Origin of the sequence: Coprobacter tertius, assembly GCF_024330105.1 — a bacterium.
Taxonomy (GTDB): domain Bacteria; phylum Bacteroidota; class Bacteroidia; order Bacteroidales; family Coprobacteraceae; genus Coprobacter; species Coprobacter tertius.
Map to the genome: position 1 here is coordinate 78,222 of NZ_JANDHW010000002.1, position 23,420 is coordinate 101,641.

General features: G+C 38.4%; 14 protein-coding genes and 1 tRNA gene. 7 read left to right on the top strand and 8 right to left on the bottom strand.

Annotated elements, in window-relative coordinates:
* Window positions 1-26: 26 nt before the first annotated feature.
* Window positions 27-3,578, bottom strand: a complete 3,552-nt coding sequence (gene nifJ, locus NMU02_RS02260; protein ID WP_255025543.1) for a pyruvate:ferredoxin (flavodoxin) oxidoreductase — start codon at window positions 3,576-3,578, stop codon at window positions 27-29.
* 53 nt (window positions 3,579-3,631) lie between these two features.
* The gene (locus tag NMU02_RS02265; protein ID WP_255025544.1) at window positions 3,632-4,810 is read right to left on the bottom strand and encodes an ATP-binding protein; all 1,179 of its coding nucleotides are present in this window, start codon (window positions 4,808-4,810) and stop codon (window positions 3,632-3,634) included.
* A gap of 713 nt (window positions 4,811-5,523) precedes the next feature.
* Between NMU02_RS02265 and NMU02_RS02270 the strand changes: the two genes are divergently transcribed.
* From NMU02_RS02270 to NMU02_RS02295, 6 genes are all read left to right on the top strand, one after another.
* Window positions 5,524-6,156 (top strand): DUF4136 domain-containing protein, encoded by a 633-nt coding sequence (locus NMU02_RS02270; RefSeq protein ID WP_255025546.1) that lies wholly within the window; start codon window positions 5,524-5,526, stop codon window positions 6,154-6,156.
* 15 nt (window positions 6,157-6,171) lie between these two features.
* Window positions 6,172-6,810 carry an outer membrane beta-barrel protein gene (locus NMU02_RS02275; RefSeq protein ID WP_255025547.1) on the top strand — a complete coding sequence of 213 codons (639 nt, stop codon included), beginning with the start codon at window positions 6,172-6,174 and terminating at the stop codon, window positions 6,808-6,810.
* Between the two features lie 164 nt (window positions 6,811-6,974).
* Window positions 6,975-7,739 carry a DUF1295 domain-containing protein gene (locus tag NMU02_RS02280; RefSeq protein WP_255025548.1) on the top strand — a complete coding sequence of 255 codons (765 nt, stop codon included), beginning with the start codon at window positions 6,975-6,977 and terminating at the stop codon, window positions 7,737-7,739.
* Window positions 7,740-7,760: 21 nt separating this feature from the next.
* Window positions 7,761-8,996, top strand: a complete 1,236-nt coding sequence (locus NMU02_RS02285) for an NADH:flavin oxidoreductase (protein WP_255025549.1) — start codon at window positions 7,761-7,763, stop codon at window positions 8,994-8,996.
* Complete coding sequence (locus NMU02_RS02290; protein ID WP_255025553.1) at window positions 8,980-9,786, top strand: SDR family NAD(P)-dependent oxidoreductase; 807 nt, start codon at window positions 8,980-8,982, stop codon at window positions 9,784-9,786. The genes NMU02_RS02285 and NMU02_RS02290 overlap by 17 nt, the downstream gene beginning before the upstream one ends.
* The gene (locus tag NMU02_RS02295; RefSeq protein ID WP_255025555.1) at window positions 9,776-10,615 is read left to right on the top strand and encodes an SDR family NAD(P)-dependent oxidoreductase; all 840 of its coding nucleotides are present in this window, start codon (window positions 9,776-9,778) and stop codon (window positions 10,613-10,615) included. The genes NMU02_RS02290 and NMU02_RS02295 overlap by 11 nt, the downstream gene beginning before the upstream one ends.
* Before the next feature lie 3 nt (window positions 10,616-10,618).
* Here NMU02_RS02295 and NMU02_RS02300 read toward each other — a convergent pair whose 3' ends face one another.
* Genes NMU02_RS02300 through NMU02_RS02315 form a run of 4 tightly spaced genes read right to left on the bottom strand, consistent with a single transcriptional unit; the run spans window position 10,619 to window position 19,141 of the window.
* Entirely contained in the window at window positions 10,619-12,808 is a 2,190-nt protein-coding gene (locus NMU02_RS02300; protein ID WP_255025556.1) for a glycosyl hydrolase, read from the bottom strand.
* 19 nt (window positions 12,809-12,827) lie between these two features.
* A complete protein-coding gene (locus NMU02_RS02305; protein ID WP_255025557.1) occupies window positions 12,828-16,571 on the bottom strand; it encodes an AAA family ATPase in 3,744 nt (1,247 codons plus the stop codon).
* The gene (locus NMU02_RS02310; protein ID WP_255025817.1) at window positions 16,568-17,815 is read right to left on the bottom strand and encodes an exonuclease SbcCD subunit D; all 1,248 of its coding nucleotides are present in this window, start codon (window positions 17,813-17,815) and stop codon (window positions 16,568-16,570) included. Before NMU02_RS02310 ends, NMU02_RS02305 begins: the two co-directional genes overlap by 4 nt.
* A 15-nt stretch (window positions 17,816-17,830) precedes the next feature.
* Window positions 17,831-19,141 carry an aminotransferase class I/II-fold pyridoxal phosphate-dependent enzyme gene (locus NMU02_RS02315; RefSeq protein ID WP_255025558.1) on the bottom strand — a complete coding sequence of 437 codons (1,311 nt, stop codon included), beginning with the start codon at window positions 19,139-19,141 and terminating at the stop codon, window positions 17,831-17,833.
* Window positions 19,142-19,332: 191 nt separating this feature from the next.
* On the opposite strand from NMU02_RS02315, the gene NMU02_RS02320 reads away from it, so the two are divergent.
* Window positions 19,333-19,409 (top strand) — tRNA-Asp (locus tag NMU02_RS02320).
* Between the two features lie 215 nt (window positions 19,410-19,624).
* On the opposite strand, the gene NMU02_RS02325 is transcribed toward NMU02_RS02320, so the two are convergent.
* Window positions 19,625-20,422 carry a hypothetical protein gene (locus NMU02_RS02325; RefSeq protein ID WP_255025559.1) on the bottom strand — a complete coding sequence of 266 codons (798 nt, stop codon included), beginning with the start codon at window positions 20,420-20,422 and terminating at the stop codon, window positions 19,625-19,627.
* Between the two features lie 691 nt (window positions 20,423-21,113).
* Window positions 21,114-23,288: a fimbrial protein gene (locus tag NMU02_RS02330; protein WP_255025560.1), complete on the bottom strand. Its 2,175-nt coding sequence runs from the start codon at window positions 23,286-23,288 to the stop codon at window positions 21,114-21,116.
* Window positions 23,289-23,420: the final 132 nt, after the last annotated feature.

Consider the following 23,420-nt stretch of genomic DNA (forward strand, 5'->3'; position numbering starts at 1 on the left):
GTCTTTTTTAGAATGTCGGGTGAAGATTAATCTTCCTGTTCTACACCCCATTGTTGTTTGGCCAAACGTTTATAGTTGTTATATCTCCATTTAGCATTTTTCATTGCAGCGTCGAAAAGTTCATCGGCTTCTGCAGGATATTGTTTCATTACGGAAGCGTAACGTACCTCTCCTTTGAGGAAGTCTTTGAATTTATCCCATTGAGGTTCTTTGCTGTCTAATGTAAACGGATTTTTTCCTTCTTCTTCGAGAGCAGGATTATAACGCCATAATTGCCAGTATCCGCATTCTACGGCAGCAGCTTCTTCGGCCTGCGATTTACCCATACCTTTCTTTAATCCGTGGTTGATACAGGGTGAATAAGCAATGATAATAGATGGTCCGTCGTATGCTTCGGCTTCGCGTATCGCTTTTAGGGTTTGTGCCTGATCGGCTCCCATAGCAATTTGAGCGCAATATACATAACCGTAAGTAGATGCGATAAGTCCCAAATCTTTTTTACGGATACGTTTTCCGGCTGCAGCGAATTTTGCGATTGCTCCTACCGGAGTGGCTTTTGAAGCCTGCCCACCAGTATTGGAATATACTTCGGTATCGAGAACGAGTATATTTACATTTTTGCCTGAAGCCAGTACGTGATCGAGGCCACCGAAACCGATATCGTATGAAGCGCCGTCACCACCGATAATCCATTGTGATTTCTTGATGAGGTATTTCGATAGCGAAGCGATTTCTTTACAAATTTCGCATTTATCGGCATTGGCTTTTACGATCGGAGTGATTTGAGCTTCGAGTTCGATCGAACGGTCGGTGTTTTCCTTATCGGCAATCCATTGTGTGAAAAGGTCTTTCAGGTCGGCAGGGCAAGAATCGCTTTCTATGGCTTGTGTCATCAGTTTTACGAGACGTTCACGCATTTTTTCTACGGCGAGAACCATACCCATACCGAATTCTGCAAAGTCTTCGAACAATGAGTTCGCCCATGCTACGCCATGGCCTTTTTCGTTAGTCGTATAAGGAGTAGAAGGTATAGAACCAGAATAGATCGAAGAACATCCTGTTGCATTCGATACCATTTCGCGGTCACCGAAAAGTTGTGAGATAAGTTTTACATACGGTGTTTCACCGCAACCAGAGCATGCTCCTGAGAATTCGAAGAGCGGTGTAGCAAACTGTGAATTTTTCACGTTGGCTTTGACATCTACCAGATGTTGCTTGCTTTTCACGTCTTCTATACAGTAGTTCCAGTTCGGAACCTGATCTAACTGGGTTTCAAGCGCTTTCATGGCAAGTGCTTTTCCGTTTTTGTTACCCGGACATACATCGGCACAATTACCACAACCCAAACAGTCGAGTACATCTACCTGAATGCGGAAAGTCATTCCGTCAAAAGCTTTACCTACAGCTTTTATCGAGGGGAAGTTAGCACCTTCCTGTTCTTTTGCATCGAGAACGAACGGACGTATCGAAGCGTGAGGACAAACATAGGCGCATTTATTACATTGAATACAGTTTTCGGGAGTCCATTCGGGAACGAAAGCCGCAACCCCGCGTTTTTCGTATTTAGCTGTACCCTGAGGCCAGGTACCGTCTTCGATTCCTTTAAATGCCGAAACAGGAAGCAGGTCTCCGTCTTGTGCGTTGATAGGACGTACTACTTCGTTGATGAAAGCCGGGTCGTTGTTCGATACCACTTCGTCATCGGGAAGATTGGCCCATGCCGGATCAACTGTTAATTTTTTGTATTCACCACCGCGATCGACAGCAGCATAGTTTTTATTTACGACATCTTCGCCTTTCTTTCCATAAGATTTAACGATGAATTTCTTCATCTGTTCTATAGCAAGATCAACTGGAATAACTTCGGTAATACGGAAGAATGCCGATTGCAAAATTGTGTTGGTACGATTTCCTAATCCGATTTCTTGAGCGATCTGCGTTGCGTTGATATAATAAACCGATATGTTTTTTTGTGCGAAGTAGCGTTTTACTTTGTTAGGTAGGTGTTTTGCCAGCTCGTCTTCACTCCAGATTGTATTTAACAGGAACGTTCCGTTCTCACGTAAACCACGGGTAACGTCATACATGCGCAGGTATGCCTGTACGTGGCATGCTACGAAATTAGGCGTATTTACAAGGTAAGTAGAACGAATGGGGTTATCACCGAAACGAAGGTGAGAGCATGTGAAGCCACCTGACTTTTTAGAGTCGTAAGAGAAATATGCCTGACAATGTTTGTCGGTGTTATCACCGATGATTTTTACTGAGTTTTTGTTAGCTCCTACCGTACCGTCGGCACCTAATCCGAAAAATTTAGCTTCGAACATGCCTTCGCCACCTAACGCGATTTCTTCTTTTTGCGGCAGAGAAGTAAATGTTACATCGTCTACAATACCGATCGTAAAATTATTTTTTGGCATGGGTAACGACAGGTTCTCGAATACCGAAAGGATCTGAGACGGAGTCGTATCTTTCGACCCGAGTCCATAACGGCCTCCGACAATTTCAGGAGCATTTTCTTTTCCGTAAAATACGTCTTTAACATCGAGATAAAGAGGTTCTCCAGTTGCACCCGGTTCTTTGGTACGATCGAGAACAGCGATGCGTTTTGCTGTTTTGGGAACAGCTGCCAGGAAATGCTTTGCAGAGAAAGGACGATACAAATGTACCGAAACCAAACCTACTTTTTCTCCTTTCGATATCAAATAGTCGATAGCTTCACGGGCAGCTTCCGTTACAGAACCCATAGCGATAATAACGCGATCGGCGTCTTCGGCTCCGTAGTAATCGAACAAACCGTATTTACGTCCGGTAATTTTTGAAATTTCGTTCATATATTCTTCTACGATAGCAGGAACCGATTCGTAATAAGGATTACAAGATTCTCTGTGTTGGAAGAATGTATCGGGATTTTCTGCCATACCGCGGGCTACCGGAGATTCGGGATTAAGAGCTCGGTTGCGGAACTCCTGCAAGGCTTTTTGGTCGATAAGCGGAGCCAGGTCTTCGTTGTCGAGCATCTCGATTTTTTGTATTTCGTGTGAAGTACGGAAACCGTCGAAGAAGTTAACAAAAGGTACACGTGATTTAATCGTCGAAAGGTGAGCAACCCCGGCAAGGTCCATAACTTCCTGTACCGAACCTTCAGCCAACATTGCGAATCCGGTTTGGCGGGCAGACATTACATCCTGATGATCTCCGAAAATACAAAGTGCATGGGACGCAATGGTACGGGCTGATACGTGGAAAACACAGGGAAGAAATTCTCCTGCAATTTTATACATGTTGGGGATCATCAACAACAATCCCTGCGATGCTGTATAGGTTGTTGTTAGAGCACCGGCCTGTAAAGAACCGTGAACAGCACCTGCCGCTCCGGCTTCTGATTGCATTTCTTGTACTAAAACAGTTTCGCCGAAGATGTTTTTACGTCCTGCGGCAGCCCATTCGTCTACGTATTCAGCCATAGTCGAAGAGGGAGTAATGGGGTAAATCGCAGCGACTTCGCTAAACATATATGAGATATGTGCAGCTGCTTGGTTACCATCACAGGTTAACATTTTTTTTTGTTTGGTCATATTCTAAATTATATTTGATGATTTAAAAATTTAATTATTCATTGATATGGTAATCAATATAAAAGACCGAATATCCAAAGCGGAATTTTATTTTCACCTCCTGTTTCGATCAGATCGGTGACATAATAAAAATCGGGATTATTGCGTCCTCTTGTATTTTCTCCTTCTATCTTGAAATTATATTTTTTATTTACCAGGAACTGGGCGTTTTTTTCACCTTTGTTCAGATGGTTATCTTTATGTAATGTATTGTAAAAAAAAGTTTCTCTTACAGCTTGTGCTTCAACTTGTGACGGTCGCATGGGATACATCAGGTTGGTGTTATGCATATAAACCATGGCCGGTTTTTTAGGAAATTCTTCATTAACCGGGTAAAGCATATTTATCAGCCGGGCGTCTTTCAGGTATTTGATGTAATTTACGACTGTAGCTCGGGAAGTTTGTATTTCTTTACTGAGCTGACTTACATTCGGCGCTGAAGGTGCGTTTACTGAAAGTAAATAAAGTAATTTACGTACTTTGGGCAAATACGTAAGTTCTATTTGTTTAAGAAATAAGATATCGACCTCCATAGTCATATTAATGGTCTTTATCAGATTCTCGGAAAAATTGCGTTTTTCGAGAAAGAACGGATAAAAGCCGTGGTGCAGGTAATCCTGGAAATAAGCTAACGGTTTTACCCGTGAGCATATTTCTGATGCGATATGTACGTGGTCTTTTAATATTTCTTCCAATTTATACGATCTGAAGTTCGTACCAGCCATGAGGTTGAGATATTCCCTAAATGAAAAACCACGCAAATTATAGGAGTCTACTAATCCCGACAATACCGGATTTTCTTCTTTAAGACGCATAACCGAAGAGCCGGTAAAGATAATTTTCAAATCGGGGAAATTATCATAACAGTATTTTAGTTCGTTCGACCAGTCGGGATATTTGAATACCTGATCGATCAACAGGGTTTTACCGCCTTTTACTCTGAACTCATCTGCAAAGTCGACCAAACTTCGTTCTGTAAAATATAAATGATTGAGGTTTATATATAAACATGAGCGGTCGGTTCCGAAGTTTTCTTTTGCATATTCGAGCAGAAATGTAGTTTTTCCGACCCCCCGGCTTCCTTTTATTCCGATTAGCCGGTTGTTCCAGTCGATTTCTTTCATTAATTCTCTTTTGACAGGAGAATTTACATGTTCTACCAGATATTTATGTGTCCTGTAAAATGACTCCATTCTGCAATACTAATATATGGCGCAAATGTACAAAAAAAAAGCAATTTTGCAAAGTGGAGATTGCAATTTATGCTCTTTTTAGTAATTTATAATGTCTAATGTATACCGGAGGTTTTAGTGATATGCCCGCTTTTGATATTACGACTCATTCGATTCGGGTTTTCTTTCTGACTTTTTATTGAAAGAGGATATTTATTTATATCGATTTTCGAGTACAAATATATGAATATTTCGATATAATCTGATATCGGTTCATTTATTTTCTAGGATTCAGACGATTATATGCTAATTGTCAGAAAATGTGTTTCTTTGTTGTAGATAAGAAATTTTGAGTAAGCTCGTTTCTTATTTTTTAATGTTTTGCTGTTTGTTGTAAAAATTAACATATTATCATCTAAAATTTAACATTTATGTAATTGATCTGAATTTATAAATTATATATTTTGCAACCCTATTTTTGTTCATTCATTAATTAAATGGATTTTTGATGCTGAATAAATATGATTAGAATTTATAATGGCATAAACCGGTCAAATTTCGACCCGATTTTTTATGAGTTTTTAGGCTGTATTTTAGTTAAAGTCATATTAAAACAGGAGTTATTATAATAATTCCGTTAAAACTTATTAACAGCTGATATTAAACTTTCCGTTAACGGTATTGTTATTGAAACAAGAACATTTTCTAATAATAATCTTTTAAAAAGAAAGAATATGAAAAGATTAATTCCTTTTTTATTTGTTGCACTCTTATTCACGTCGTGTGAGAAAGAGCCCGATACGGGTAAACTCGATGACAGTTTCCTTGTCTACACCGATTACGATAAGACTGAGAATTTTGGCTCTTTCGTCAAATATTACATTCCGGACAGTATATTACTTATCGGAGAAAGTAAAGAAGCCAAATACTGGAAAGACGAAAATGCGTTGAGCATTATCGATGCTTTTGTAGATAATATGGATGCCCGCGGTTATACTCGTACCGATCAGAAAGACGAGGCTGATCTCGGATTACAACTTAGTTATGTGGAAGATACTCATTACTTTACCGGATATAATGATCCTTATTGGTGGTGGGATTATCCCGGTTACTGGTATCCTTGGTATTGGGGAAGCTGGGGTGGATGGTATTATCCCTACCGTGTAGTATATGGTTATAATGTAGGTTCTCTTTTGGCAGAGATGGTAAAACTTCAAATCGATGAACCCGATGCTCGTAAAAAATTACCGATTATTTGGGATGCTTATATGACAGGGTTGCTCTCTGGTTCGAATCATGTGAATACTCAGCTTGCTATTCAAGCCGTAAATCAGGCATTTGTACAGTCTCCGTATTTGAAAAAATAAAATTGTTATAAAGATATGAAAAGTATTAAGAATATATGTACAAAGGTTGTTTTGGCTACAGCCTTTTGTCTGGCTGCTTTACCTTTTGGGGTGAATGCACAGAATGCCAATAACGGATATGCACATGTCGATTGGCAGTTCAATGCGCCATTGAGCAATAAATTTTCCGATAAAGCCAGTGGCTGGGGTATGAATTTTGAAGGCGGTTATTATGTGCTGCCTAATTTCGGTATCGGTGCTTTTATTTCATTCCACACCAATAATGAATACATTCCTACTCGTACCATACAACTTAACGATCATTCGGCAGCTACTATGGATCAGCAGCATTCTGTTTTTCAATTACCTTTCGGAGCAGCTTTCCGCTATCGTTTCCTTCCCGAAACGTATGTTGTAGAGCCTTATATAGGATTGAAAATGGGTGCGGAATATGCCCGTATGTCGACTTATTATAATGTATATAAGATGAAAGACGATAGTTGGGGATTCACAGTATCTCCCGAAGTAGGTATGTCGATATTCCCTACTCCCGATAAATCATTCGGTTTCCATGTTGCTTTATATTATAGTTATGCCACGAATAAATCGGATGTGTTGATTTATAATCTTGACGGATTGAATAATATTGGTTTTCGTCTTGGTGTAACTTTCTGATAAAAGACTTTGTGTTCTCGTAGTATATTAGGTCTCTGCACTTTGTTCTATTCAAAGATGCAGAGACTTTTTTTTATAGAAGAAAAAACTATTTTCAATTATAAAGTTTTGTATTGCGGTTATTTTTTTATCTTTGTACGAGTTAGCCAAAATGAATTTCATATATGGAAGAACGCTATTATTTATTCCTTTGGATTATGGCGGGAATTGCCGTTATTGTTTTTATCACATTATATTTTGTAAAAGCGGGATATGGCATTTTGCGCGACGGGAAGTGGGGCCCGAATATAAATAATCGTATTGGTTGGATGATTATGGAAACTCCTGTATTTATCATCATGTGTATTCTTTGTTTTTTCTCATCTCGCCGTACCGATATCGTTTGTCTTATATTTTTCTTTTTATTCCAATTACATTATTTAAATCGAGCATTTATATATCCTTTTTTACTTAAAGGTAAAAGTTCTATGCCTATAGGAATTATTCTCATGGGGATGTTTTTTAATGTATTAAATGCTCTTATGCAAGGTGGTTGGATATTTTATATTTCACCTGCTGGTATGTATGATTTGTACTGGTTGCTTACTCCGCAATTTTGGGTGGGTATTTGTATTTTCCTTGCGGGTATGGCTATTAATATTCATTCCGATTCTATTATACGTAATTTGAGAAAACCGGGAGATACGCGGCATTATTTGCCCGAAGGTGGTATGTTCCGGTATGTAACTTCGGCAAATTATTTCGGTGAAGTGGTTGAGTGGTGTGGTTTCGCCATTTTAACTTGGTCTCCTGCCGGTGCGGTTTTTGCGATCTGGACATTTGCGAATTTGGTGCCTCGTGCAAATAGTATTTATCGTCGTTATAAGGAAATGTTCGGGGAGGAATTTATACAGAAAAAACGGAAACGAATTATACCTTTTGTTTATTAATACCTGAGAATAATTTTTACAATGCATAATTCACTACTATTTACGCCTGAAAAACTTGGGCCTGTTACACTTAGAAACCGGACCATAAGAGCGGCTGCTTTTGAAGGGATGTGCCCCGGAAATGCACCTTCTGATTTGTTGTATAATTATCACCGTAGCGTTGCTGCCGGAGGAGTCGGCATGACTACTTTGGCTTATGCGGCAGTAACGAAAAGCGGTCTTTCTTTCGATCATCAGTTATGGTTGAGAGAGGAAATTCTACCGGGACTCAGGCATATTACCGATGCTATACATGAAGAAGGGGCCGCAGCCTCGATACAGATAGGACATTGTGGCAATATGTCGCATTGGAAGACAGCGGGTCAGATACCGGTTTCAGCTTCTTCAGGATTTAATATTTACTCTCCTACATGGGTCAGGGGAATGCGTGAAAACGAACTTGCACCTATGGCTCGTCAGTTTGGAGATGCGGTGCGGTTAGCTCGGAAAGCCGGTTTTGATGCGGTAGAAGTGCATGCTGGCCATGGTTATCTAATAAGTCAATTTCTTTCTCCTTATACCAATCATAGACATGATGATTACGGTGGTAGCCTCGATAATCGTATGCGGTTTATGAAGATATGTATATCGGAAGCGATGGAAGCGGCCAAAGGAGATATGGCTGTTTTAGTGAAAATGAATATGCGTGACGGTTTTAAAGGGGGGATGGAAATCGATGAGGCTCTTGAAGTCGGTCGTACTCTCGAGCGTATCGGCGTGCATGCTCTTGTTCTGAGCGGCGGTTTTGTGAGTAAAGCTCCGATGTATGTTATGCGGGGAGAAATGCCTTTAAAAAGTATGACGTATTATATGCATCCCTGGTGGTTGAAATACGGGGTAAAATTGTGCGGACGTTTTATGATTCCGGTCGAGCCCTTCAAAGAGGCCTATTTTTATGAAGATGCTTTAAAATTCAGGGAAGCATTGAAATTACCTTTAGTGTATGTAGGAGGTTTGGTTACGCGGGAAAAAATCGATATGGTACTTGATGCGGGATTCGAATTTGTAGCTATGGCACGCGCGTTATTAAATGAGCCTGATTTTGTTAATCGGATGAAAGATGGGAATGAACGTAAATGTGGCTGCGATCATGTAAATTATTGTATTGCACGTATGTATTCTCGAGAAATGGCATGTTATAAACATTTGGATAGTTTGCCTGGAAAATTGAGGGATGAAATAGAAAAAATTAAAGAAAAAGATGGAATGTCTCGTTAACTCATGTGTTGTTGCGTTGGTAACGGGCGCGAGTTCAGGGATTGGATACGAATATGCCCGACAGTTAGCGGCAAGAGGTTTTGATTTACTGATAGTAAGCAATGAGAAAGAAAAGATAGAAGATGCGGCACAAATGTTTATTTCTGAATCGGGAGTCAAAGTTCAGCCTTTATTCCGAGATTTATCTGCCCCGGATGCAGCTATCGAGCTTTTTGGTTATTGTAAAGAGAATGATATAACGGTAGAGATTCTTGTTAATAATGCCGGGATTTTCTTTTTCAGAGATATCACCGATGTCGATGAAGATCGTTTGTCTATTCTGTTGCATCTTCATATTCTGACAGCTACTATGCTTTGTCGTTTTTTCGGTCGGGAAATGGCTTCGAGAGGAAAAGGATATATTTTGAATATGGCTTCTATGGCCGGTTGGCTACCGTATCCGGGAATTTCGGTTTATGCTGCAACGAAATCATACCTTATAACCTTATCGAAAGCAGTTTATAATGAGTTATATGATAAAGGAGTCGGAGTAACAGTCGTGTGTCCCGGAGGAGTTGCTACTAATTTATATCATTTAAGCCGTAAATTAATGCGTTTAGGGGTACGATTAGGAGTATTGATGCCTTCTGATCGATTGGCACGTAAAGGTCTTAAAGCAATGTTTTCAAAAAAGCGTTGTGTTATTCCCGGTGTAATTAATTATTTGTTTCTACCTCTGGCAAAAGCGATACCCTCATTTATGATACGATATGTAAAACGTCATTCAAAGTTATATCGATATGGATTGTAACGGATGGATAGTCGTTACCGGTGCTAATAGTGGTATGGGGCGAGTTCTTGCAGAAAGTCTTGTAAAAAGAGGATATCGGGTAATTATGGCATGCCGTAATTTGCCTCGTTCCGAGCCTGTTTATCGTGAATTAGCAGCAGGGTGTCCCGATCGGGTACGTTTGCTCCGGTTAGATCTTTCTTCATTCGACTCAATTATTTCGTTCACCGGAATATTGGATGAAGAAAATATTAGGGTATCGGTATTGGTAAATAATGCCGGTGTTATGAACCGTGATTTTTTGCTCACTCAAGATGGATTTGAACAGAATCTCGGGATAAATTATTTGGCTCCTTTTTTATTGACATGCCGCTTATTGCCACTGATCCCTCGAGGCGGACATATATTGAATATCGCATCTTGTACTTATCGTTTGGGAAAAGTCTCAAAGCATATGTTTGTCCCTGATGTTTGCAATTACGATCGTTTCCGTTCTTATAGTACATCGAAGCAAGCATTGATATTGTTTTCTCTTGAACTCGCTCAGCGGCTTGGGGATTCCGGAATTATGGTAAATGCAGTTGATCCGGGAGTCGTCGATACCGGTATTATCACTATGCATCGGTGGTTCGATCCGTTAACCGATATTTTTTTTCGACCGCTGATCCTTTCGCCAGAGCAAGGAATTAGTCGTACATTACGATTGATTATAGGGGATGTCCCGGAAAATATTTCGGGGATGTATTGGGGACGTAAACGCCCTATACGCCTTTCTTCAAAAATACTTCATCATCCGTATCGGAAAAATTTATGGGCCGATACAGAGAAAGTACTCCGTCCGTGGTTATAGTCCTTATTGTTTGGTAACGATAAAAATAGATTTGTAAGGCTCGAGAACCAGTCTGACCGTATTTTTGTTGGGTACTCTCTCGATAGTGCCTGTATGAGGATCCCATAATTCCGTATTCTTTTTATCGTTAAGAATGACTTCGGTAGTTATAGATTCTGCCGAAGGGTTAGCGAAGAAATAAATATCCGTTTTATCTGAGGTTTTATGTATGTGACGTAAAGGCTTTCCTTTAAATTCGATTTCATCGGGTCTATCATTCAGTATTTGACTGAATATTCGATCTGTTATTGTCGGAATATAATATACTTTTCCTCCTTTTTTATTGGTTGAGATTTTTCCGTTTTCGCCGATATTCCGGCAATCCGAGAATAAAGATTTTATTGTGTTTTGAACGAATGTGTCGTTTCCTGTTTCAGCTGATTTCGATGGAAGCTGAGTTGTAAAGACGATAATTCCTCCTGATTTATAGAATTGAACTGCTTTTTTCAGATTTTCAGTAGATATCGTTTTACAGGATGGAAAAACAAGATAAGAATAGTTTCCGGAATGTACAGAGTTATTTAATCGGACCGATTTTCCCGATACCGAACATTTTTCGGAAAGGACATCGGGGTGCAGGTACGAAAAGTCACGTCCCAGCTTATCGGTTAGCATGACTCCTAGATCGATATAATCCATATCGGGTATTTCTACCCCTCCTTTATAATATCCGAGAGGCCCGTCGAAATAGTGTTCCCCTTGCAGTGTATGAATGGGATAGAGGACAGCCACATTGTTTACGGTTCGTGCATCGTTTTGTAATAATACATTCAATCGTGTAAGATAGTCGGTAAAGGCTTTCAGGCTATCGGAGTATAGGGGATTGCGATGTGATAGTTCGGGGCGAAATGTAACTTTTTCGGTATCATACCATACAGCGTGGGGGATAAGCAAATTAATCCCTTTTGAATATTGGTCCATAGCGATCGAGAAAATTTGTTCCCAAGATATATTACCCATGTCTCCGTAGGTTTCGGACATGACCAGCGAATGATTCCAGTTATTGGCAGCGGAGCTTATAATTTTGTAAAACCGTTCGGTCGGGCGATTTCCCCCTATTTTATCGATTCCGGGGACCTCGAGGTATTTAAAACATTTCATCAAATCGGCAGATGTGCCTACGGGATTGATAATTTCTTCATTATCTTGATGTCCCGTTGCTAAAAGTCCGTGTTTATGACTCCAGTCATTTACTTCTTTCATATATCCTGTGGCATAAAGTTCGGCTCTGAATCCAAATAGGTAATTACGCGCACTTTGGGTTTCTTTCCCTATATCGTACCATAAAGCAGGATATAATAAATCAGGAGAGAAACCGTATTTTTTCTCGAATTTTTCATTATAATCTTTTGTCCAGCAACGGCCGTTTTCCCGATACAGGGTAGGCTCGTCGAAAAATGTTCCTACGAGAGTATTTCCGAAATATTTTCCGAATCTTTTGTAGTATTTTTCATGTGTCATTGCGATAAACTTGCGTACTGCTGTAGGGTCGAGATAGTCGACAATTTTATCCGATCCTTTTTCGCAAGTGAAGATCATGATTTTCCAATTTCCTTTCGGTGTGTTCCAAATTAATTGGTGGTTGTTTATAAAACTTTTTAGATTGATACGTTGCATCGTAACGGTATCCATAGCTATTGCGGCCATTAATTTACTTTGAGATAATTCAGTTATAAAGTTTTTACCGGGAGTTGGTCGATATTCTGTTTTGTCGAGTCTCTTTAAGGTGTGTTCGGGATATTTTTCTCCAAAGCGGCTATAACTGTCGGCGTTGTATGCACCGGCACTTCCGCTGGGAAAACCGTATTCGTCATATATCCACATTTTCATTTGTAGAGTCGTTGCTTTTTTGATAATATCTCCGTATAGGTCGAAATAATCTTCTGACAAATATTCGGGAGAAAATTTGTCTCCGAACGGCAGTATGCTTACTCCGCCATAACCGCATTTTTCTTTAAAGTCGGTTAGCTGATTTTCGGCTTCGATTTTATCGATTTTACTATTGTTCCAAAACCATAACGGGTTGGGTCGGAAAATTTGGTCAGCATTTTTAAATACTGCTTTTTGCTGGTCCTCTTTATCGGCTGATATGGTAAATAAATTTGGAAACAAACAACAGAGTATAATGGGGATAATAAAATTCCGTATTTTCATTTTATAAAGATTTAGAGTTTTATCCGATGATTTTTATTTTACTTTTTCCGTTGTTATTTTTAGAAACACGTATTTGCACTGCAATACGTTCGTTCATTTCCTGCACATGAGATATAACACCTATTTTGCGTCCTTGCATTTGTAACCTTTCAAGAACTTCCATCGCAGTACGCAGAGTATCCGAATCGAGTGCGCCGAAGCCTTCGTCGATAAAAAGTGATTCTACACTCATTCGGTTCGAAGAAAATGATGATAGTCCTAATGCCAGGGCTAATGAAATAAGGAATGATTCTCCGCCTGAAAGAGAGTAAACGCTTCTTATCTCGTCGCACATGTCGAGATCGATCAACTGTAGGTTGAGGGTATCGGGGATGCGTTCGAGGCGATATCTGCCGGCCAAATCTTTTAAATGGCGATTGGCATATCCTAAAAGGGTATCTAATGTATATCCTTGTGCGATAATCTTAAACTTATCGCCATTTGCAGATCCGAAAATAGTATTTAATTTATTCCATTTTTCAAAAGACGATAATTTTTCGTTTAATTCCTGTTCAAATTGTTTCAAACGGTCTTTTTCTCGATTGTGATTTTGTAGAAGAACCGAGATTTCGGTGTATCGATTGGTTGCTTTTCGTCGATTCTCGGATATTTCGTTTTTTTTATTATCAAGATATTCAGGCGTTTCCTTATCGGTATCGGGGCGTAAAGCAGAATGAAAATGATTTATACGGTTTTTTTCCCGTTCGTTTTTTCGGGTTTGTAATGAAATAATATTTTCGGATTGTTTTTTGAAATATTTTCTTTCTTCATTTAACCATTCGATCGGTTTATCGAGCAAAGAAAATATTTCTGTACGGCAGGTTGGTTGAGCATGGCTCAGATTATAACGATCTATCCATTCTTTTAGGGAGATTTCTTCTTTTTTTATTTTACTTTCCTGTAAATTTTTGTTTTTATAAAGTTGTTCGAGGTTGCCCGATAGTTCTTTTAATGTATTGTCGATATTTCGTAAAAGTTCGTCTTGTATTTTCAATGCTTTATCGGCATTATACTTTTTTTGTTCGTAATCTTTTTCTACTTCATCGACATCTTTGCCGTTCAGGATTGTTTTTCTTTCTTCGATGAATCTGTTTGATTCTGTTACGCGTATGTCGGTTAATTTGGTCAGGCTATTTACTGTTTCTTGTTGTTCCGATAAAGATGTATCGAGGTTTTCTATCTCAGCTTCGGAACGAGCGATATTTTCTTTGGTTTCATTTTGTAAGTTTTCCTGTAATTTCCAGTTTTCGGTTAATGTGATAATACTTTTTTCAAATTCTTCGGGAGCTTGTTCCCATTTTTGAAGCCAATTATTACTATCGAAGAGATTCTCTATTTTAGATTCCAGTTCTTTTAAATTATTTTCTATATCAAAATTCTCCTTGATAAGATTATCTGTAATTGCTCTTAAAGATGCTTTTTTTTCTTTTAATTGTCCTGATAGAGAAACTTTTTCAGAAATATCATTTAAAGTGGCGTTTATTCTCGATTGCAAATTTCTGAATTTTTCGGAGTATTCCGTATGTTTATTCCATAATTCCGATAGTTTGAGAATTTCAGATGTAATTTCTTTTATTTTATCTGAAAACCATATTTCCGATAGTTTGACGTCTTCGGGAAGGCTGGGTACTGATTGTTTTATATCGGTCCATTTAGATAATGATTCTCGATTATTCCGTTCCGCTGTTTTTAAAGCGGACTCTATTTCGTTCAGTTGTTTTTCTGTAAACTTAGATTGTAATCTGATATTTTCAGTTTTTTGTCTTATTATATTATATTCATTTTCAGATTCTTGGTATTTATTTTTCAATAACCCGAATATTTTGTCGATAGTTTTTTTTTCGATATGAAGTGCCGGATGTTCCCGGCTCCCGCATACTGGACATGGTTCTCCTTCTATTAATTCGGATCGTAATCGAGCAGCTGTTTCGTGTGTTGCATAAAGTGCATTTTCATATATAGCTTTAGCTGATTCAAAAACCGCTTTTTTATTCGACTCTTCTTTTATGAATTCTTGTATGTTGTTGTTGAATGATTTTTGTTGATTTTCGAGTTCGTTTTTTTGTCTTAACAGGTCAGTATATTCCTTTTGGGTATAAATGGTTTCTTCGAAAATATTTTTAGCGTCGGCAATTGTATCCCGTAATTTCTCAATATTTTCCTTTTCTCTCCTTATTTCTTCTACATTGAATCTTTTTATCTTGTTTTCAAGATTCTTGGCTTCTTCTTGTTTTACGGTAAGAATTTCTTTTTGTCTTTTTATTTCTTTTTCAATATTCGGAATTTCTTCATTTGAACGTTGCAGTTCTGTATTATTATTTTTTAGTTTATTTCCGATTTCTATCTGTTTTGTGCGTAATTTTCTAAGGTTCTGTAAAGTATCGATGACGAAAGATGAGTGAGCAACGATTTTTTGATATTTATCGTGTTTCATAAACCAATTTTGACAGTCTTTTAATGTGAAAGAAAGTTGCTGGTTCTTTTTTTTCTCTTGTTGAAGTAAAATATGTATACGGTTTGTTTTATCGACTGCGATTTGTAATTGTGTTTCGGCTTCTTTTTGTCGTGATAATGCATTTTTGATTTCGGCATCGAGATTTCTTGCCTTTCCCAATTCTGGTTTTATCTCGTTGAGATCATTTGTTTTGGTTTCTGCTTCTCTTTTGCAAGTTTCGAATTTGTTTTTTATTCTTATGTAAGAATCTTCGGCACGATTTTTTTCATTTTCTTTTTTTGTTATTTCAGCATCGGTCGACTTCAAATCTTCTTCTGCTTTTATCAGATTTCGATATGTATCTCTGATACTTTGTGCATCTTCGGCTAAAGAGAGAATTTGTTTACGATTTATATCTATTATTGCATTTTCTTTTGCTGTCTTCAACTCGGCTTCCGCATCATTGATACTTTGATTTAACTGTTGTAATTCGATCCACCATTCCGATTTTTTTTGTAATTCTGTTATTTGTTTTTCCGTATCGGTGATCTGGTGTTCGAGCTTTTCATGCTCTTGTATATATCCTGATAATTCTTCGTCGGACAAAAGATTTAATCCTTTTATTTTCTCAGATACGAGAGTGTATTCTTTGTCTGCTTCACGAGTTTTATCGAATATGGCGATCGATATTTTCGTATAAATGCCAGTTCCGGTAAGTTTTTCGAGTAATTCGGCTTTTTCTTCTTTCGGAGCTTTCAGAAATGTAGAAAATTCGTTTTGTGCCAATAATACGGTGCGGGTGAACTGGTCGAAGTTAAGCCCCAACAGCTCTTCATTTTTACGAATAATTTCTGTTTTTTTACCAGATATTTCTGCATTTGTAGTAAGATTCAATAATCTCATTTCTTGCACTCTGAAGGTTCCGTTCGGCTTATTATTTGCCCTTCTCACCCACCAGCGACTTCGGTATTGTTGTCCGTCATGGGCAAGGTAATCTACTTCAGCATATCCTTCAGAAGATCCTTTTCTCAGGATGTTGCGTGTATCTTTCTGGTTGATGATACGATCGGCAGTGTCGGTGATATTTTCGTTATTGCGAGGCTGTTTACATCTCGGTGTTTTATCGTATAATGCAAGACATATAGCGTCGAGCAGTGTCGATTTGCCCGAGCCGGTCGGGCCGGTAATTGCGAAAAGACCGGCCGAAAGGAGGGGTTCCTTGGAAAATTCAACTTCGAAAGTACCTTCCAATGATGCTAAATTTTTCCCTCGTATCGCTAAAATTTTCATAATTCTTCTACACCTTTATGATAAATCTCTTTAATTATATCTTGTATGAGGCTTTTCAGTTCATCAGGCATAGTTTCTCCATTTCTTTTTAAATAAATACGTTCCGCCAAATCGAGAGGGTGTATATCTTGCAGTGATTCAGGATTGTAGTCATATGTGCCATTTCCGTTGTTGGTCGGGTTTGATGTAATGATAGATGTTAAGCGTACCGCTTTATTTTCAAGAGCCGATTCGATTTTAAATTTTAGCGCCGGGTCGGGTTCGATGACCGATACATTAACCTGAAGATAGGGAGAATCGGCTGTTTTGTCTCCATCGGGGAGTAGTTCGATTTCTTTTAAGACTTCTTCTGGAACCATAGGTTTTCCGGGAAGGGAGATGAGCCTGACCGGAGGTGTAAATTCTATTCTTTCGATAGAAATCGGTTGTTCTTCTTCGAAAATGACCAGGTTTACTCCTTGCTTGTAATTTTTTTCAGCAAAAGACATAGGAAGTGGGCTACCTGCATATCGTACGTGATTACGGTTTGAAACTCGTTGGGCTTTGTGCAGATGCCCTAATGCTGTATAGTTTATACCTGAATCGAATGACTCGGGAGGCACGCATTCGAGACCACCGACAATGCTGCGTTCAGAAGGGTCGTTTTCTGATATTTCAGATCCGGTCGCTTGCAAATGTCCCATGGCAATAACTGCTTCTCCCGGTTTCCGTATTTTCGATACTTTTTGGCTGAGAGTACGATACAGATTTTTAATGCCTGACGTATACGTATTTTCATTTTCGAAGTTGTCGGTAGAAGGGTAATCTCCTTGCCTCAGGTAAGGAACGGCCAAACACCATGCTTTTTCAGTATTCGATCTGTTTCGTAACGGTATGATAAGATTTTCGTAATCGATATCATCACTGGTTCTTTTTACACTTCCCCGTACTTGTATATTCATATTTTTTAGTATGGGGTGGGGGGCCTCTATACGACCTGCCGAATCGTGATTTCCTGCTATAATGACGATCTGTAATTGAGGATTTTCAAAATGCAGTTCGGTTAATATGCGGTAATATAATTCCTGAGAATCGGCCGACGGGTTGGGACTGTCGAATACATCTCCGGCAACCAGCAATACGTCGGCTTCGGTATTGTGTATGCAATTCCGTAACCAGTCGAAAAAAATACGATGTTCGTATTTTCTGTCGTATCCGTAAAAAGTCTGTCCGATATGCCAGTCGGCAGTATGAATGATTTTCAGCATCTTTAGTAAATATTACCGGTGATTGTCTTCAAATATGCTTAATCTTTCTTCGAGCAGATCATATTGGTTTTCTTTAATAAATGATGTACAGGCTCTTATTCCTTCTTGTTTACTTCCGGTTGTAATTAATGAAATGGCACTGATTCCATAATATATAAGTTCCTTCATCAGTTCTCCTCCCGATAATCCTGGATACCCGATTGTAAAATAAAATCCGTCGGCTACAGGTTCGCCTAGATCGGTATCATAAACGATATGGAAACCGTGTCGGGTGAAAATATCCTTTAATTTTTCTGCTCGGCGACCGTATTCTTTTACTTCATCGATAAAACGAAAATTTCCGTCACTGGCTGCTTTGAACATGGCTGCTAAAGCATATTGCGCCGAATGGCTGACTCCCGATGAAATCGCGTAAAGTGCACGATGTATAAAAACGCTTCCGAAAGTACCTCCGCCGTAACGTTTGTTCAGACCGGCATATTTTCGGTGGTAAAGTTTATCGGAAATGGCGACGACTCCGATTCTTTGTCCGGCATAACTAAAAGCTTTCGATCCGGACACCAATAAAATATAGTTATCGGTAAAACGGGCTACACTGGGTTGGAAAGGTGCTTTAAAAGGAGTAGAAAGATCTTTACGAAAGTCCATAGCAAAATATGCCAAATCTTCGAGAACGATCGTATCGTATTGGTTCGCTAAAGAGCCGATAGTTTCTAACTCCTCATCATTCAAGCATATCCATGACGGATTATTGGGATTTGAATAAATAATAGCGGCTATATTGCCTTTCTTTAAATAACTTTCGAGTTTATCGTGTAATTTTTTTCCTCTATAATCGTAAACGTCGAATGATTCGTATTTATATCCTAATACAGTAATTTGTTGTTTTTGTACTGGGAAACCGGGATCGATAAAGAGAATCGTGTCACGACCCGGTATGCATTGTCCTGCGACGAGAAATGATGTGAAAGTTCCTTGCATCGATCCTACTACCGGAACGCAGCCTTGTGGATGTATGTCGATATCGGTAAAAGCTTTGATAAAGCGAGACGCTTCTGTTTTTAGCTCGGGAAGTCCATCTATAACCGGATAAATAGACGCTACTCCGTTTTGCAAAGCAGCGATTTCTGCGTTGACTCCGATTTGTGCCGGAGGTAATCCTGGTACTCCCATTTCCATATGAATAAATTCTTTTCCGGTAGATTTTTCCAGTTTAGAAGCTATTGCTACTACTTCACGGATGGTTGCTTTTCCGAAATCAGATAAATTCATTTCTATGATAGCGGCCTCGACAAGGGTCTGGTCGATAGGTGTTTTTTTCATATTATTATAGCTCAGATAGTTAATGATCGTGAGAATTTTATTGGTTGAGATGGGGATATTTCCCTTTCCTGATATTACAAATGTACAAAATAATTATGAATAAAAAATTTTCGTAAAACTATTGCAGAATCGAAAAATGTGTCTATCTTTGCACAGCAATTGAGAACGAGAGTTCCCTGAAATAAAATATTGGTGCGGTAGTTCAGCTGGTTAGAATACATGCCTGTCACGCATGGGGTCGCGGGTTCGAGTCCCGTCCGCACCGCCAAAACCTTAAGAAAAAAGATGCAAAACCCTGAAAGTTAATGACTTTCAGGGTTTTCTGTTTTTAGGCAAACAGGCAAAATAAGGCAGTTTTAGGGGGTATCCGGTGTCCCGATAGGTGACATTTTTTGTCGTCGAATTTTTGTTACTTTTTTAAGCCTACAATTCGCTGTTTTTCTTCCTCCTATTTATAAATCAGGATATAAAGTATTATTTTATTTACTCTTTTAGTATAATTGTTCGTTCGACAGATGTATTTTTTCCATTCAGCGGCTGGCCCGAAGCATCGATTAAAGTTAATTTTATTTTGTTTTCTCCCAATGGCAAACCCTCTATTTTATAGGGTTGCCAGTGATTCAGCAAGAAACTTTTCCCGTTGATTTCCACTTTTACTCGGTTACCCTTTTCAGAAAGTTGGGTGTTTAAGAGATAAAAATCTAATAATACCGCATGTGTATCTTTCCCGGAGTATTCGCCTTTGGGTCGGCTGTAAAACAGCATAGGAGATGGAGGTGTTGCCAATTCTTGATATTTACCGTCTTGATTTATCTTAAAATGCTTCAGTACAAACGCATTCTTTTCTTTAATTGATTCGTGATATGAACGGGAAAGGAAAGACAGTAGGTAATGTTCTGTGTCTTTTTTTAATTTTATTTTGTGTTCTGGTTTATACAGAGGGACATAGGGGTGGTTGTCTATAATAAAATGGATGTGTTGGCCTTCTTGTGAATTGGCCATTTGGTGTGTATTAGGATCTTCGGTACATTCGGTAAGTATAAAATTGGTGATGTTATAAGTTATTTTGAAGAAAACGGAATCGGGTGAAGTTGTTTCTTCAGTTTGGATATCTTGTACTTTTAGGGTTGCATCAGGAAAGGCTTTGGAATTTTGGACAGGTGTTACCCGAAGTTGCTCTGTCGTGATTATTTGAAGAGATTCCTCGGAAGTTTTGCTACGAAATCCTGTCAGAAGTATAAATCCGACAATTGGTGTAAATAAATAAAGAGTTGTTCTCATTTTTTTTAATATTAATTTAAACGATATGATTTTTTCTTTTCACTTTGAAATTTATTTTGAGCTATATGACTTTTTTTCGAAATGACAAATGCAAATATTTTTTTCAGTTTACTATTCCATCAATCAAATTAAAAAGCGACCTTATATTATTATGTTTGGTCGAGGTAAAGTTTTTTATTCGACATATTTATCAAAAAAAAGTTTCAAAAGAAAAGGATCGTGTATTTCCTTTTTATCGTTTTTTATAAATATAAGCTATTTTTTTATTTTTTGATTATGTTTGATAATCAGATTAATAGTAATTTTTTTCTTGAAAATAGTCTCTGCATTTGCAACTAAAAAGAAAAACTTATGAGGTTGTGTTATATATGTAGTATCTTTCTTTTCAGATAACATATAATAAGCCCAGCCTAATATTATTTTCTATATTCATCTATTCATTTTCCAACACGAAAGCCCGTATGTCGGTTGCTGTTTGTTGTATATTATTATTTATTCATTAAAGGTCGTAATCCAAAGCATGATTGTAATGGGTCGTGCTTCGGAATTAATCTTTTTACAAAGATACTAATTTATTTGATAATAAATATAAAACCTTATTTGTTTGAGTTTAAGAGTTAGATGATGAGAGTTTTCGAAAATTTTTGTGGTGGAAAAGTATTATGTACATTACATCGGTTATGTCGAAAGTTTATTCTTTCAATACGATTTCTACAATTTTCGCAAAGAGATTCGCAATGAGTTTCGATGCGTTATTATTTATATCTCCTGTCGTATTTTTTATATAATTATCGGTGGTACCAGTACCTCCTGATGAAGCTGAGAATAGATCGATATCTCCAACGTAAACGATTCTTTTGTTGAGATCGAAACCGAGAACGATATTGGTATTATCAGGGCTCATAAGCAGGGGTGTTATTCCGGATGATCCTGCCGGTTTTATTTCTCCGTGCGATGAATCGTAACATCTGAATTTGAAATCCGACGATATCGGAGTATATGGCGATTGGGTAAAAGGCCCTGCATCAGTAAAATAATTGCTGGAGGACTTACCGGCTACCGGGAAGGAATTTGTGGATGTTTGAGACCATGAAATATTTGTTATACCACCCAATAATTCGTTCAGCAGGTTGATATTAATACCCGAGCCATCGATAGCTACAAGAAGTACTCTGTTTTTCTTGGCTTTTAGCCAATTGTGCACATTTTTAGAATCTGTTATTCCGAACGAACCGGTCGACATATAATTTACGTATACGACATCGGCTGTCGAAAAAAATAGCTCGGAAAGATTATTCGCCGAAACATTACTCCTGATCATGTTGAAACCTCCGCATTCTACCGTACCCGTAAGCCCGAAGTTTTTAGTGTTTGACAGAATTCCGTATAATCCTTGTCCTCTGGATTCAGCCGATTGTTTCGGTAAAATCAGATTTGTTCCCAAATATCCGAGGCCATCGTAAAATGAAATCAAATTAATCATGCGGGTAATTATCTTTTTTTCTGTTTGTTTTATCGTTACTATGATTTTCCAACGGTTGGCAGTTACCAAAAATTTTCGGGTGCGTACCGTATCGGTCGACAGGTTGGCCTGTAAAGTTGTTACTGTGATTATAGAACCATCCGACGATTTTACGACGCTGAATTCGCTGTTGTTGAGCGATGTTGCCGGAGTTCCTATAGGATTGTTCTGGTTATCTACCCATTGCAGAGAATAATCTTGTATATCGGTACTCACATTGATTTTAGCGGATGAATTCTCTTTGTAGGCAACCTGAATTTCACGGGTTGAAAGTCCGAAATGATGTTCCCCGTCGAAATACATATCTGTTGTGCTATCTTCCCATGATTGTACTTCTACCTGTATTTGCGAAGACTTGTTGTTGGCTGCATCTACAGGTGTAGTCCAGCCCGGAGCCAAAACTTTTTTTATATTGAATATGTAGCGGTGGTTGCGTAAAATTTGTCCGAAAGTACCGTCTTGGTTCTCCGAATTGAAATCTACTCGGTAATAAGTAGGCGTAAGGTCTGTCCCGTAATACCCGCCGATGACGATACAACAGGCGCTTTTCGTTTCCTCTCCTGATGCTGGTGCAGCGGCTTCCGGAAGATACAGTTGTGAAATTGATGAGGTTCCGCTTATCGGTAATGAGTTTGTTGCGACAGAAGCGGAAGCGTCGAGAGGAATGCTGGGGGCGGTTACAATTATTGTGTTTTGGTTGGGTATAAATTGTATTTTATTGGTAGTGCGATAAGCTTGCAGGCTGCTAAGTTTAAAATTTGTTACTTCTCCTGCCTGTATATCTATTCTTGCAATAGCTCTAAGCATTTTTACGGTTCCGATGTTATTTAATGTTCCTCCCGACAAACCGTTGGAAAGAGTATACTCGCCGTACATGGGAAAAGGAGAAGTAATACCGTCGGCTGTAAAAGATCGGGTAAGCATTTTTTTTATATCGATTTCTGAAGTTTCGGGCAGAGGATCGTTGTCGATAATGTCATGAGTAACATTTGCCAAAATCATTAGTTTTATCGCTGTTGAACTTGCTTTGAGTCTTGCTGTAAAAGAGGCCTGATTATCGTTTGTCGTAATTGAAGCTCCCGGGACTCTATAAAGATATTTACCTGCTTCGAATACTAATATCTGAATATCGTTGATGACCGATTCGGGTTGAGTTGTATTGGCTAACTGGCCCGAACGGGAATAACTGCTGTAGACAGTAGCTCCTGGAGTGACAACAGTAAACCTGATTACTGATTCATCTCTGTCGATTGAGGTGCATATATCGTTATCGTTTCCCAAATGGTCTTCAGTGCATGCAGACCATAATAAAATAATAAAAGGTAAAATTAATAGTCGTTTCATTTTTCGTTCTCCTGTCAACAGGATTTTTTTATGAAGGAAATGTTTATAGTAAAAACATATTGCCTCTACAAATTGTTGTAAGTACAATCATAAGTTTTTTTATTATTAAAAGAGCGAATGATTTTATGTGTC